Here is a 13,173-nt window from a genome sequence, read left to right on the forward strand (position 1 = left end):
GGGAGAACCCGATTTCGGGTACGCCGTCCGGATCGCCGAATCGCTGAACGAGGCTGGACACGAAGGGGTCTGCCACGTGTACGATTCACCCCGTCGCCGGGCGGCTCCCCCCGTGGCCGCCCGGCGCTCATATCTTCTCCGGTCCCGGCGCGCGCCTACACTCCCCTGGTGACCGATCCCACCCCCGCAGGCGGGGCACCCGTCTGTTCGTCCCGGGGCTGCCGCGCGCCCGCCGTGTGGGCGCTGCGCTGGAACAATCCCCGGTTGCACACCCCCGAGCGGCGCAAGACCTGGCTCGCCTGCCCGGCCCACCGGGGCAGCCTCGGCGACTTCCTCGACGCCCGCGGCTTCCTCCGTGAGGTCACCGCGCTCCCCGGATCGCATACCCTCGAAGCGTGAACGCTGCCGAGCCACCCCAGTCCCCGGTGAGCGCCCTGGAACCCTGGCCGGACACGGTCCACTGGCAGCCCATCTCGACCGACCTGATCTGGGTCGAACTGCTCCGCCTGGCGATGGGCCTGGCGGTGCTGCTGGTCGGGCTGGCGCTGGGCTGGGCGTTCACCGGGCACTGGCTGTTCGGTGCCGGCTGCGCCGTGGTGCTGCTCGGCGGCGGCTGGCGGGTGGTGACGATCGTCCGCGCCGTCCACGCCTGGGGGTACGCCGAACGCGCCGACGACCTGCTGGTCCGGCACGGGCTGCTGGTCCGCCGGTTGTCCATCGTGCCGTACTCGCGGATGCAGTTCGTCGACGTCAGCGCGGGTCCGCTGGAACGCGCCTTCGACCTCGCCACCGTGCAGCTGCACACCGCCGCGGCGGCCACCGACGCCCGGGTGCCCGGCCTGCGGCCGGCCGAGGCGGCCCGGTTGCGCGACCGGCTCACCGCCCTCGGCGAGGACCGGGCGGAGGGGCTGTGACCGACGGTCCCCCCGGCCCCGGCGCACCCCACCCGACGCACCCGGACGCCCCGGCGCACCTCCCGGCGGCCCCGGACGTTCCGGCGGCCCCGAATGTCCCCGCTCCGGATGTCCCGGCGGGTCCGGCCGCCCCGACGGGTCCCGCTGTTCCGCGTGCGCCGCATCCGCCGGTGGCCACGGACGTCCCGGCGGCCACCGACGCTCCGCCGGCAGGGGCGGGCGGGCCGGCCGGTGCCGAGCCACGGCAGCGGCTGCACCCGCTGAGCCCGGTGTTGCAGGGGGCGAAGTCTCTGGTCGTGGTGATCGCCGGGCTCTCCTGGTCGACGCTGTCCCGGGTCGGCTTCGGCTGGTTCGCGGTGCTGGTGGCGGTGCTCGCCCTCGGCGCGACCGTGCTGGCGGTGGTGAGCTGGTACAACACCGGCTACCACATCGTCGGGCGGGAACTACGGGTGCACGAGGGGCTGCTGTGGCGGCGGACCCGGGCGATCCCGCTGGAACGGTTGCAGGCCGTGGAGGTGGTCCGCCCCCTGCTGGCCCAGCTCACCGGCCTGGCCGAGCTGCGCCTGGAGGTGGTCGGCGGCGGCAAGACCGAGGCGCCGCTGGCGTACCTCTCGGTCGCCGACGCGGCCCGGCTGCGGCAACGGCTGCTCGCCGTGGCCGCCGGCCTGCCCGACGGCGCGGCCACCGGCCCCGCCGCGCAGCCGACGGGCCTCGCGCCGCCGGGCGGGGACGCCGCCGCGCCGGCCGACCGGGAGCCGACCGGCCGGCCGCTGCACGCGGTGCCGAACACCGACCTGCTGGTCAGCCAACTGCTCACCCCGCAGGCGTTCCTGCTGCCGATCGGGGTGGCCTTCGTGGTGGCGCAGTTCCTCTCCGAGGGCTCCTGGTCGTTCATCGCGGTGGCCAGCACCCTGACCGCGATGGCCGGCGTGCTGCTGCAACCGGTCCGCCGGGTCCTCGACGACTGGAACTTCCGGCTGGCCCGCGAGGCCGACCGGCTACGCATCCACAACGGCCTGCTGGAGACCCGGGTGCAGACCGTGCCGCTGGAGCGGGTGCAGACCGTCGGGGTGACCTGGCCGCTGCTCTGGCGGATGAAGGGGTGGTTGCGGCTGCGGCTGGAGGTCGCCGGCTACTCCGGCGGCGAGGCCGACGACCGCAACCGGCCCGACCGGCTGCTTCCCGTCGGTGACCTCGCCGTCGGGGCGGCGATCGTCGACGAGGTGCTGCCCGGGGTGGCGCTGACCGCGCTGCCGCTGACCCCGCCGCCGGGCCGGGCCCGCTGGTTGCGCCCGCTCAGCGCCCGGGTGCTCGGCGCGGGGCTGCACGAGCGGGTCTTCGCCGTCCGCTCCGGCCTGCTCACCCGGCAGTTGACGCTGGTGCCGTACGCCCGGATGCAGAGCGTCCGGGTGGTGCAGGGGCCGGCGCAGCGCCGGCTGCGGCTGGCCACCGTGCACGTCGACACGGCCGGCGGGTCGGGGGCCGCCGCGCACGACCGTGACCTGGCGCAGGCGTGGGCGCTCGCTGCGGAACTGACCGCGCGGGCGCACGCCGCCCGCCGCGCCCGCTGATCAGCGTCCGGCGCTGCCCCCCGGGGTGGCGGTGACCGGGGTGGGGGCGGACCCGCCGGGCGACGGATCGTCGGCGGGGGCACCGCGCCGGGCGCGGTGGGCCCGCCACGCCCGCTCGGCCAGCCCGACGACCAGGAACGTCATCCCCACGTACGCCCAGCCGACCAGGACGTCGATGACGTAGTGCTCGCCGCTGTAGACCAGCGTGAAGGTCATCGCCAGCGGATAGGCAAGCAGCAGCGGCCACCACCGGCGACGGGCCGAACGCAGGAAGAACAGCACCACGAACAGCGCCCAGGCGGTGTGCAGCGACGGCATCGCGGCGACCGGGTTGGAGGCGATCTGCCCGGCGTTGAGCAGGTTGCCCGCGCCGTGCATGCCGAACTCCTTCCACCCCCGGGTGGAGATCCGGGCGACCTCGCTCAGCAGGCCGTTCTGCGCCGCCCACCACGGCGGCGCGGCCGGGTAGGCGAAGTAGGTGACCAGGCCCGCGGCGCACAGGAAACCCCAGCGCCGCATGTACGCCCCCCAGCGCTCGCGGCTGCGCAGCCAGAGCACGGCGGCGGCGGCCAGCGTCACCACGAAGTGGGAGAAGTAGACCCAGCTCACCAGCACGTCCCACCAGCGCACGTCGGGCTGGTAGAGGTGCTGCTGGAGCCAGACCGTCGGCACCTCGCCCCCGGTCGCCCAGCCGAACATCACCCGGTCGGCGACGATCAGCTCGTAGGCGTGCGGGGTGCGGCCGTTGTCGGCGAATCCCCGGGACAGGTTGTAGACGGCGAGCAGCAGCACCACCGGGATCCAGTCCCGGGCGAACCGCAGGTGACTGCGCCACGGCCGGCCCCAGTTCCAGGCGACGGTACCCGCCCAGATCCACAGGAAGGCGTACGCCGGGTCGGTCGGCAGGCCGATGGCCAGCCAGGTCACGACGAAGGCGACGGCCCAGACGGACATCGCTGTCACCCGCCGTCGCCCGCCGACGGACGGGTCGGGGGTGTCGGTCGGGACGGGGGGCGGGGGCTCAGTCACAACGGCCATCGCGGTCAAGGTTAACGGTGGGCGACGCATCGACCACCGCCGACCACCGGTGCGCCGACGGGCGGGTGTCCCGGCCGGCCCGTCGTCCGGCCGGCCCCGGTGACCCCCCACTAGGCTGAGCGCATGCAGGAACAACCGGACGACCCGTTCCCGCCGGGGCTGACCGCCCGGGTCGAGCTGACCGTCACCGACGCCGACACCGCGGCGGCCGTCGGCTCCGGTGACGTGCCGGTGCTGGCCACCCCCCGGGTGCTCGCCCTCGCCGAGGCCGCCACGGTGGCCGCGACGGCCCCCGCGATGCCCGCCGGGAGCACCACGGTCGGGGTCCGGGTCGAGCTGGCGCACCTGGCCGCCACCCCCGTCGGGCGGACCGTGGTGGCCGACGCCCGGCTGGTCGGGGCCGACGGCCGGCGGCTGCTGTTCGAGGTGACGGTGACCGACGGCGGCACCACCGTGGCCTCGGGCCGGGTGGAACGGGCCCTGGTCGACCGGCGGCGTTTCGTCGAACGGGCGGTGCGGGCGTCGTGACGTTCCGGTTCACGGCGGTCGCCGACAGGGTCCACGTGCTGCGCGAGCCGCTGCTCGACGTCAACGTCACGCTGGTGGTCGGTGACGGCGCGGCGCTGCTGGTGGACACCCTGTCCACCGCCGGGCAGGCCGCCGCGCTGGCGGACGCCGCGCGGGCGGTCACCCCGTACCCGTGGACGCTGGTCAACACCCACCACCACTTCGACCACTGTTTCGGCAACGCGACGCTCGCCGCCGACCCGCCCCGCCCGGTGTACGCCCACGAGGTGGCCGCCGCCGCCCTGCGCGACCGGCCCGACGGGCTGCGCCGGGCGGCGTACGAGGAGATGCGGGCGGCCCAGCCGGCGCTCGCCGCCGAACTGGCCGAAACGACCCTGCTGGCCCCGACCCACACCGTGCACACCGAGACGGTGCTGGATGTCGGGGGCCGGCGGGTGGTGCTGCGGCACCCGGGGCACGGGCACACCGACGCGGATCTGGTGGTGCACGTGCCGGACGCCGACGTGCTGGTCGCCGGGGATCTGGTGGAGCAGTCCGGGCCGCCGGCGTTCGAGGAGTCGTACCCGTTGCAGTGGCCGGACGCGGTGGCCGACCTGCTGCGGATGGCCACGCCCGGCACGGTGGTCGTGCCGGGTCACGGCACGCCGGTGGACGTGGAGTTCGTCCGGGCCCAGCACGCCCGGCTGGTGGAGCTGGCCTGGCTGATCCGGGCCGCGCACACGGGCGGGGCCCCGCCGGAGCGGGTGGCCGCCGACTCCCCGTTCGGCGCGCGTCCCGGTCTCGTCGCCGCCCGCCGGGGCTACCGGGAACTCGACGGCACGCCCTGACGCCCGCGGGCGGCCCGGACGGGCTTGCACCCGGGTCGCGCACGACCGGTCGACCCGGGCGGCCCCGGCGACCGGGGCGCTCAGTCGGCGAAGCGGCGGCGTACCGCGTCCCGGGTGGGCATGGCGACCGCGCCGCCGGGCGACTCGCAGACCAGGCCGGCGACCCGCAGCGCGAACGCGACCCGTTGGTGCCAGTCGGCCGGTGTGCCCGGCTCGCCGTCGGCCAGCAGTTCGGCGACGAGCGCGGCCATCACCGAGTCGCCCGCGCCGGTGGCGTCCACCGCGTGCACCGTCGGGGCGGGCACCCGGACCGGATCGGGGCCGGCGGCGACCAGCGCGCCGTCCGCGCCGAGGGTCACCACCACCGTGCCCGCGCCCAGCTCCCGCAGGTACGCCGCGACCCCCTCGACCGGCTCGTCGGGCCAGAGCAGGGCGGCGTCGGCCCCGCTGAGCTTCACCAGGTGCGCCCCGGCGGCGAACTCCACCACCACCTGGCGCAGGCCGGCCAGCTCCGCCGGGCCGGCCAGCAGCCGGGGCCGGACGTTGGGGTCGAAGACCCGCAGGCCGGGCGCGAGCGACCAGGCCCGCCGGGCGGCGGCGAGCGTCGGTGGGCTCAGCAGCACGATCGAGCCGCAGTAGAGCACGTCCGCGCCCTCGACCAGCGTCACGTCCAGGTCATCGGCGGCGAGCAGGCCGTACGACGGCGGTTCGCCGTAGAACCGGAAGTCCGGCTCCGCCCCGGTGTGGGTGGTGACCGCCAGGGTGGTGGGGGCGGGCACGGTGACCGCACCGGTCAGCCCGACCCCGGCGTCGGCCAGGAAGGCGCGGATGCGGTCGGCGAGCACGTCGTCGCCGAGGGAGCCGACGAACTCGGCGCTGCCGCCGAGCCGGGCCACCCCGACGGCGACGTTGAGCGGGCCGCCGCCGATCGCCTGCCGGAACACCGGCCCGCCCCCGCACTCGGCGTCCAGCAGGTCGATAAGCGCCTCGCCGAGCACCACCGCGTATCCCATGTCGCCTCCCGGCGCCTCGTCGTCCGACTACCAGGCTGGCACAACGGCCCACGCCGATCGGGGCCGGCCGGGCACCCCGGCCACATCCATCGAGCAGCGGCTATTGCAGGGTTCGTCCGGACGTGATGGTATTGAGGTGCCGGGCCGGCGCGGAGGGCTGCCGCACCCGTCCGGTGATCAGCTGGGGCTCGACGCGAGAGGCACCGGTCCGTGGGCACGGACCGTCGACGGCACGCGCCTGTCGGCCCCGCGGGGCCACCGGCCCGAGCCGCGATCGACGCATCCCCCACCCTCGTGCGGGGCGGGCGCGCTCGCGCCACCCCGCAGATCAGGAGAAGCTCGTGCTCCGTTCCCGTACGGCCGCGTTGTTCACCGCGGCCGCCACCCTCGCCTTCGGGGCCGTGGCCCTGACGGTGCAGGCCGAACCGGCCGCCGCGCACGGCACGCCGATCGTCCCCGGCAGCCGGACGTACCTGTGCTGGCAGGACGGTCTGACCACCACCGGCGAGATCAGGCCGAACAACCCGGCCTGCTCCGCCGCGGTCGCCCAGAGCGGCACCAACTCCCTCTACAACTGGTTCAGCGTGCTCCGCTCGGACGCCGGTGGCCGCACCGTCGGGTTCATCCCCGACGGCAAGCTGTGCAGCGGCGGCAACACCGGTTTCGCCGGGTACGACCTGGCCCGTACCGACTGGCCGCTGACCCACCTGACGTCCGGCGCGCGGCTGGACTTCAAGTACAGCAACTGGGCCCACCACCCGGGCACCTTCTACTTCTACGTGACGAAGGACAGCTGGAGCCCGACCCGGCCGCTGGCCTGGAGCGACCTGGAGGAGCCGTTCCTCACGGTGACCAACCCGCCCCAGCGGGGCGCGTCGGGCACCAACGACGGGCACTACTACTTCAGCGGGAACCTGCCGTCGGGCAAGTCCGGCCGGCACATCATCTACTCCCGCTGGGTACGCTCGGACAGCCAGGAGAACTTCTTCGGCTGCTCGGACGTCACCTTCGACGGTGGCAACGGTCAGGTGACCGGGGTCGGCAGCGGCAACAACCCGACCACGCCTCCGCCGACCACCACGCCCCCGCCGACCACCCCGCCGCCGACCACCACCCCGCCGCCGCCGACCACGACGCCGCCGCCGCCGACCACGACCCCGCCGCCGGGCAACAGCGACTGCATGGCGGTCTACAAGGTGGTCAGCGCCTGGTCCGGTGGGTTCCAGGGTGAGGTCACCATCATGAACCACAGCACCCGCACCTACGGGGGCTGGGCGGCGAGCTGGACCTGGCCCAACGGGCAGGTGATCTCGCAGGTCTGGAACGGCTCGCTGAGCACCAGCGGGTCGACGGTGACCGTCACCAACGCCGCGTACAACGGCTCGATCGCGCCGGAGAAGACGACCACGTTCGGCTTCACGGCCAGCAGCACCGGCACCAACGGGCTGCCGACGGTCTCCTGCTCCGGCCGGTGACCCGACGCTGAACGCGCACACACCGGAGGCCCCCACCCGATCGGGTGGGGGCCTCCGGCCCGTCCGGGGCCCGGTGTCCGCCGCGACGTGCCGACGGGTACCGGGCCGGGGGGGTCAGCGGACCATGCTGCCGACCACCGGCTTGGTGAGCAGCGCCGACTGGTTGCGCTGGATGCCCGGGTCGAGGGTCTTGGCCACGAAGATGGCGTGCCAGATGCAGAAGATCAGCACCGTCCACACCTTGCGGGAGTTGTCCGCCTCCTCGCGCTTGTGCTCCTCCAGCAGCCGCATCGCGTACGACAGGTCGATCAGGTCGCCGGCGCCGGAGGTGGACAGCACGTGCCGGGCCCACTCGTACATCTCGCCGCGCAGCCAGACCCGGGTGGGGGTGGGGAAGCCCAGCTTCCTGCGGTTGACGATGGCCGGCGGCACGACGCCCTGCAACGCCTGGCGCATGGCGTACTTGGTGGCGTCGGAGCGGGGCGGCAGCTTCAGGTCGACCGGGATGGTGGACGCCACGTCGAACACCATCCGGTCCAGGAACGGCACCCGGACCTCCAGCGAGTGCGACATCGAGATCCGGTCCGCCTTGACCAGGATGTCGCCGCGCAGCCAGGTGTAGAGGTCGACGTACTGCATCTTGGTGACGTCGTCGAGTTCGGTGCACTCGGCGTAGATCGGGGCGGTGACGTCGGTGTAGCGCACCGACGGGTCGTAGCGGCGCAGCAGGTGCCGCTTCTCCTCCTCGGTGAACATCCGGGCGTTGCCGTAGTAGCGCTGCTCGATCGGGGTGGTGCCGCGCTCCAGGAAGCTCTTGCCCTTGACCCCCTGCGGGATCGCCTTGGAGACCGCCCGCAGGCCCTTCTGCACCCCGCCGGGCAGGCCGTTGACGGTGCCGAGGGAGAGCGGCTCGCGGTAGATGGTGTAGCCGCCGAAGAACTCGTCGGCCCCCTCGCCGGAGAGCACCACCGTGACGTGCTCGGCGGCCTTCTTGGCCACGAAGTAGAGCGGGACCAGCGCCGGGTCGGCCACCGGGTCGTCCAGGTGCCAGACGATCTTCGGCAGCGCCTCGATCATGTCCTGCGGCCCGATCTTGGTGGCGATGGTGGTCACGTCGAGGTGCCGGGCCGAGTCCTGCGCCACGTCGATCTCGGAGTAGCCGGGCACGTCGTAGCCGACGGTGAAGGTGAGGATGTTGGGGTTGAACTCGCGGGCCAGGGCCACCACGGCGGTGGAGTCGATGCCGCTGGACAGGAACGAGCCGACCGGCACGTCGGAGCGCATGTGCATCCGGACGCTCTCCCGCAGCGTCTCCCGGATCTCGTGGTAGAGCCGCTGCTCGTCGGCGACCGGGGCGGGCCGGAACACCGGCCGGTACCAGCGCCGCACGTCCAGCCGGCCCCCCGGCGACCAGGTCAGGTACTCCCCGGAGCCGATCCGGCTGATGCCCTGGTGCAGGGTGCCGGGCTCGGGGACGTACTGGAGGGTCAGGTAGTGGCTGAGGTTGGCGGTGTCGATGCCGGCGTCGCCCTGGTAGTAGGAGTGCGCGAAGGGCAGCAGCGCCTTCTTCTCGGAGGCGAGGTAGAGCCCGTCGGCGGTCTCCAGGTAGTGCAGCGGCTTGATGCCGAAGTAGTCCCGCGCGCCGAACGCCCGGCGCTCCTGCCGGTCCCAGATGACGAAGGCGAACATGCCGCGCAGCCGGGTGAGCACCTGCTCGCCCCAGTAGTGGTAGCCGGCGACGATCACCTCGCCGTCCCCGGCGGTGGCGAACTGGGCGCCGAAGGTGCGGATCAGCTCCTCGCGCAGCTCGATGTAGTTGTAGATCTCGCCGTTGAAGGTCAGCAGGTAGCGACCGTTGGCGTAGGGCAGCGGCTCGTGGCTGGACGCCACGTCGATGATGGCCAGCCGCTTGTGGGCGAACACCCCGTCCGCGTAGTGGCCGGTGGCGTCACCGACCACCTCGACCCCTGTCTCGTCCGGTCCGCGGTGGTGCAGGCATTCCAACGCCCCCGCGATGTTGTCGCGGTGGGCGGCGGCGTTGCCGTTCGCGCTGAAGAAGGCCAGGAGTCCGCACATGGCCGACATCTTTCCACGCGGCGCAATCCGCCCGCGCGGCACCGCAGGCTCTGTCCCCCTCCCCACGGCACGATCCGCCGCGCCCGGCCGGGCCCGGACCGCGTCGGGCCAACGGGACGGTCCCGGGCCGGGCGGGGCGTCGGGTGCGGGACCGCAGGCACCCCGCCGGGGCGGAGCCGGAGTACCGTCTGGACGAGCGACGAGGCGAAGGGAGCCGACATGGCCGAGGAACGGACGGACGGCAAGCCGGCGGACGGCACCGAATCGCACGATCCGGACTTTCCGGAGGCGTTCCTGTCCTTCATGCGGCAGGGCTGGCGGGACACCAGCCTGCCGGTCGGTCCCCGGCCGGAGGTCCCGCACCACGCCAAGCGGCGGGCCGACCTGTCCGCGGCCTTTCCGGGCGAGACGCTGGTCATCCCCACCGGCACCGAGAAGGTACGCGCCAACGACACCGACCACCCGTTCCGGCCGGGCAGCGATTTCGCCTACCTGACCGGCGACCACGAACCGGACAGCGTCCTGGTCCTGCGGCCCAACGGCTCGGGGCACGACGCGACGCTGTACATGCGTCCCCGGTCCTCGCGGGAGACCGACGAGTTCTTCCGCAGCCGGCACGGCGAGCTGTGGGTGGGCCGCCGGCACACCCTGGCCGAGAAGTCCACCGAGCTGGGCCTGGCCACCGAGGACCTGTCCGCGCTGGACGGGGCGCTGGCCCGGATGGCGCCGGGGCGGACCCGGGTGCTGCGCGGCTTCGACAAGCGGGTCGACGCGGCGGTGCGGCCGTGGGACGGCCCCCGCGAGGAGGGGCAGCCGGGCCGCGACCGGGAGCTGGCGATCGCGATCGCCGAGCTGAAGCTGGTCAAGGACGAGTGGGAGGTGGCCCAGCTCCAGGAGGCGGTCGACGCCACCGTACGCGGCTTCGAGGACGTGGCCCGGGCGCTGCCGGCCGACCGGGGCGTCTCCGAGCGGCTGTTGGAGGGGATCTTCGCGCTGCGGGCCCGGCACGACGGCAACGACGTGGGCTACGGCTCGATCGTCGGCGCGGGCGAGCACGCGACGATCCTGCACTGGGTGCACAACCATGGCGCGACCCGCCCGGGTGAGCTGCTGCTGATGGACATGGGCGTGGAGAACCGCAACCTCTACACCGCCGACGTGACCCGGGTGCTGCCGGTCGACGGCCGGTTCACCCCGCTGCAACGCCAGGTCTACGACGCGGTGTACGCCGCGCAGCAGGCCGGTATCGACGCGATCCGCCCGGGTGTCGGCTTCCGTGACGTGCACCTGACCTCGATGCGGGTGCTCGCCGAGGCGTTGAAGGATCTCGGCCTGCTCCCGGTGAGCGTCGACGAGGCGATGGACCCGGCCTCCACGGTCTACCGGCGGTGGACCCTGCACGGCACCAGCCACATGCTCGGCATCGACGTGCACGACTGCGCGAACGCCCGCAAGGAGAAGTACCGCGACGGCCGGCTCGGTGAGGGGTACGTGCTCACCGTCGAGCCGGGCCTGTACTTCCAGCCGGAGGACGAGCTGGTCCCCGAGGAACTGCGCGGCATCGGTGTCCGGATCGAGGACGACATCCTGGTCACCGCGACCGGCTCGGTGAACCTGTCGGCGGGTCTGCCCCGCCGCTCGGACGAGGTGGAGACCTGGCTGGCCGAGCAGCGTGAGGCGGGTCCCCGCCTGCCGGGCTGACCCCCGCACCCACCGCGACGGCCCCGCCGTCGGACGCGTCCCGCCCCCGGCGGACGCCTCCGGCGGCGGGGCCGTCGTCGTTCCTGCCACTGCACCGGCGCTCCCGCACGGATCACACCACGGAGGGCCTGCTCGTCCCCAGGGTCACCGACCGCCGGAACGTGTAAATAAGGCGGGCTTTCTTCGGGTTTGACCTCATAGCGAGGAACCTTCTCATACCGTGGGTTTCGGGAGCTACAACCGATTTGTAGCAGGGGACGTCCGCTCAGGCGCGGCGACCCTGTCTGGTACGAGGAGAGGGCAGAGAGCTCCGATGTCCAACTACCTAACGAACAACGAAGCCTCCGCGCGGGCGACGGGGAGCAGGAGCCGTCGCAAGCTCTGGCTCGCCAGTGGCGTCGCCGGGTTGACAGGTGTGGTCAGTCTCGCCGCGGTGGGTGTCGCCGGCAGCGCCGGGGCGGTCGGGGTGAGCGGACTGAAGTGGAACACCACTCAGCAGGTCACCAAGGACGGCGATCAGGGCCGCGGCGACGAGGGTCGTGGCGACGAGGGTCCGGACCGTGGCGGCAAGGACGACCGCGACGGTAAGGACCGCGAGCGGGGGAAGGAGGTGCCCTGCGACACCGACCGGCTCATCCAGGCCATCGTCTTCGCCAACAGCCGCGACGGCGGTGTGCTGGACCTGGCCAAGGGCTGCACCTACAACCTGACCCGCAACCAGGACGGCAACGGCCTGCCGGTGATCACCCAGGACATCACCCTGCGGGGTGAGCACACCACTATCACCCGGGACGCCACCGCCGACTACTTCCGGATCCTCAACGTGGGTCCCGGCGGTCACCTGAGCCTCAAGGGCCTGACCATCAAGGGTGGGCAGACCATCGAGGCGTTGCAGCCGGTCGCCCCGGCAGCGGTGTGGGGGGCCTACTCGGACTCCCAGGCGATCGCCGCCCAGGTCACGGCCGGCACCCCGCTGGCCCAGGCGCTCGCCGCCCGCAAGGCGAACCCGAAGGCCGGCCTGAAGGCCGCGCCGAAGGCCGCCCGCAAGGCCGCGGTGCAGGCCGCGCCGAAGGCGAAGGCCAAGCCGGGGACGGTCACCACGCTGGTCGAGGAGCCGGGCGTCAACGACGGCGCCGGAATCCTGGTGCAGCCGGGTGGCACCGCCAACCTGTTCGACACCTCGGTCGTGCTGAACCAGTCCGGCGGCAACGGCGGCGGGCTGGCCAACTTCGGCACCACGTCGCTGCGGCACACCGAGGTCGCCCACAACACCGCCTTCTTCTTCGGCGGGGGCATCTTCAACGCCGGCCTGCTCCAGGTCGACGAGTCCACGATCACCGACAACACCGCCATCGTCGGTGGTGGCGGTGTCTCCAACGGCGCCGCGGAGATCTTCACCGAGGACGTCGACGGCGGCACCGTCCTGATCGAGAAGTCCAAGATCACCGACAACGAGACGCTCGGCTTCGGCGGTGGCGTGCTCGACATCGGCGGCAACACCACCGTGCGCTACACCGAACTGCTGTCGAACACCGCGGTGCTCGCCGGTGGCGGTCTCGCGGTGGCGGACGCCCAGGTCAACGTGGACCACTCGACGGTGGCCAAGAACAGCACCGCGGGCGTCGGCGGCGGCGTGGCCGTCGCGTTCGACAGCGCGGTCACCATCGAGAAGAGCCACCTCAAGGAGAACACCGCCGGCTTCTTCGGCGGCGGGCTGTTCAACGCGGACAGCGTCACCACGGTGCGCGAGTCCGAGGTCGTCGCCAACCGGGCCCTCGGTCCGATCGGCGTCGGCGGCGGCATCTTCAACATCTTCGGCGAGGTCAACCTCAGCCGGACGAAGGTCGCCAACAACTTCGCCACCCTCGCCCCCGGCGGTGTGTTCACCTTCGAGGGCGTGGTGAACGTGGACGACAAGTCCGCGATCGTCGCGAACCGTCCGACCAACTGCCTGGCCATCCCGGGCGACACCATCCCGAACTGCTTCGGCTGAGCACCCTCGGGTGACGTGCGGCCGGTGACGGCGGCAC

The 13,173-nt window shown here is 73.3% G+C and carries 11 protein-coding genes; 8 read left to right on the plus strand and 3 right to left on the minus strand.

Features of this window, described 5'->3' with window-relative positions:
* The first annotated feature begins 168 nt into the window (after window positions 1–168).
* From FJK98_RS22740 to FJK98_RS22750, 3 genes are all read left to right on the plus strand, one after another.
* Complete coding sequence (locus FJK98_RS22740; protein WP_145920811.1) at window positions 169–399, plus strand: hypothetical protein; 231 nt, start codon at window positions 169–171, stop codon at window positions 397–399.
* Entirely contained in the window at window positions 396–914 is a 519-nt protein-coding gene (locus tag FJK98_RS22745; RefSeq protein ID WP_240762285.1) for a PH domain-containing protein, read from the plus strand. Before FJK98_RS22740 ends, FJK98_RS22745 begins: the two co-directional genes overlap by 4 nt.
* A gap of 170 nt (window positions 915–1,084) precedes the next feature.
* Window positions 1,085–2,485 (plus strand): PH domain-containing protein, encoded by a 1,401-nt coding sequence (locus tag FJK98_RS22750; RefSeq protein ID WP_145920813.1) that lies wholly within the window; start codon window positions 1,085–1,087, stop codon window positions 2,483–2,485.
* Here the strand turns inward: FJK98_RS22750 and FJK98_RS22755 are convergent, their stop codons facing one another.
* Window positions 2,486–3,523 (minus strand): phosphatase PAP2 family protein, encoded by a 1,038-nt coding sequence (locus tag FJK98_RS22755; protein ID WP_145920814.1) that lies wholly within the window; start codon window positions 3,521–3,523, stop codon window positions 2,486–2,488. It abuts the gene before it with no gap.
* Window positions 3,524–3,646: 123 nt separating this feature from the next.
* On the opposite strand from FJK98_RS22755, the gene FJK98_RS22760 reads away from it, so the two are divergent.
* Together FJK98_RS22760 and FJK98_RS22765 are read left to right on the plus strand one after the other, a co-directional pair.
* Window positions 3,647–4,051: a thioesterase family protein gene (locus FJK98_RS22760; RefSeq protein WP_145920815.1), complete on the plus strand. Its 405-nt coding sequence runs from the start codon at window positions 3,647–3,649 to the stop codon at window positions 4,049–4,051.
* Window positions 4,048–4,878: an MBL fold metallo-hydrolase gene (locus FJK98_RS22765; RefSeq protein WP_145920816.1), complete on the plus strand. Its 831-nt coding sequence runs from the start codon at window positions 4,048–4,050 to the stop codon at window positions 4,876–4,878. Before FJK98_RS22760 ends, FJK98_RS22765 begins: the two co-directional genes overlap by 4 nt.
* An 80-nt stretch (window positions 4,879–4,958) precedes the next feature.
* On the opposite strand, the gene FJK98_RS22770 is transcribed toward FJK98_RS22765, so the two are convergent.
* Complete coding sequence (locus FJK98_RS22770; protein ID WP_145920817.1) at window positions 4,959–5,891, minus strand: carbohydrate kinase; 933 nt, start codon at window positions 5,889–5,891, stop codon at window positions 4,959–4,961.
* Window positions 5,892–6,232: 341 nt separating this feature from the next.
* On the opposite strand from FJK98_RS22770, the gene FJK98_RS22775 reads away from it, so the two are divergent.
* A complete protein-coding gene (locus tag FJK98_RS22775; RefSeq protein ID WP_145920818.1) occupies window positions 6,233–7,366 on the plus strand; it encodes a lytic polysaccharide monooxygenase in 1,134 nt (377 codons plus the stop codon).
* A 114-nt stretch (window positions 7,367–7,480) separates the two neighbouring features.
* Here the strand turns inward: FJK98_RS22775 and asnB are convergent, their stop codons facing one another.
* Window positions 7,481–9,442, minus strand: a complete 1,962-nt coding sequence (gene asnB / locus FJK98_RS22780; RefSeq protein WP_145920819.1) for an asparagine synthase (glutamine-hydrolyzing) — start codon at window positions 9,440–9,442, stop codon at window positions 7,481–7,483.
* Between the two features lie 219 nt (window positions 9,443–9,661).
* On the opposite strand from asnB, the gene FJK98_RS22785 reads away from it, so the two are divergent.
* Both FJK98_RS22785 and FJK98_RS22790 read left to right on the plus strand, forming a co-directional pair.
* Entirely contained in the window at window positions 9,662–11,143 is a 1,482-nt protein-coding gene (locus tag FJK98_RS22785) for an aminopeptidase P family protein (RefSeq protein WP_145920820.1), read from the plus strand.
* Window positions 11,144–11,456: 313 nt separating this feature from the next.
* Window positions 11,457–13,136: a hypothetical protein gene (locus FJK98_RS22790; protein ID WP_145920821.1), complete on the plus strand. Its 1,680-nt coding sequence runs from the start codon at window positions 11,457–11,459 to the stop codon at window positions 13,134–13,136.
* Window positions 13,137–13,173: the final 37 nt, after the last annotated feature.

The sequence above is a fragment of the Micromonospora sp. HM134 genome, assembly GCF_007833915.1.
Taxonomy (GTDB): Bacteria; Actinomycetota; Actinomycetes; order Mycobacteriales; family Micromonosporaceae; genus Micromonospora; species Micromonospora wenchangensis.

What these genes read in the sequence shown, in the direction of transcription:
- FJK98_RS22785 (WP_145920820.1), top strand. Translation starts at nt 9,662, where the DNA reads ATGGCCGAGGAACGGACGGACGGCAAGCCGGCGGACGGCACCGAATCG.
- asnB (WP_145920819.1), bottom strand. Translation starts at nt 9,442, where the DNA reads ATGTGCGGACTCCTGGCCTTCTTCAGCGCGAACGGCAACGCCGCCGCC.
- FJK98_RS22760 (WP_145920815.1), top strand. Translation starts at nt 3,647, where the DNA reads ATGCAGGAACAACCGGACGACCCGTTCCCGCCGGGGCTGACCGCCCGG.
- FJK98_RS22755 (WP_145920814.1), bottom strand. Translation starts at nt 3,523, where the DNA reads ATGGCCGTTGTGACTGAGCCCCCGCCCCCCGTCCCGACCGACACCCCC.
- FJK98_RS22790 (WP_145920821.1), top strand. Translation starts at nt 11,457, where the DNA reads ATGTCCAACTACCTAACGAACAACGAAGCCTCCGCGCGGGCGACGGGG.
- FJK98_RS22770 (WP_145920817.1), bottom strand. Translation starts at nt 5,891, where the DNA reads ATGGGATACGCGGTGGTGCTCGGCGAGGCGCTTATCGACCTGCTGGAC.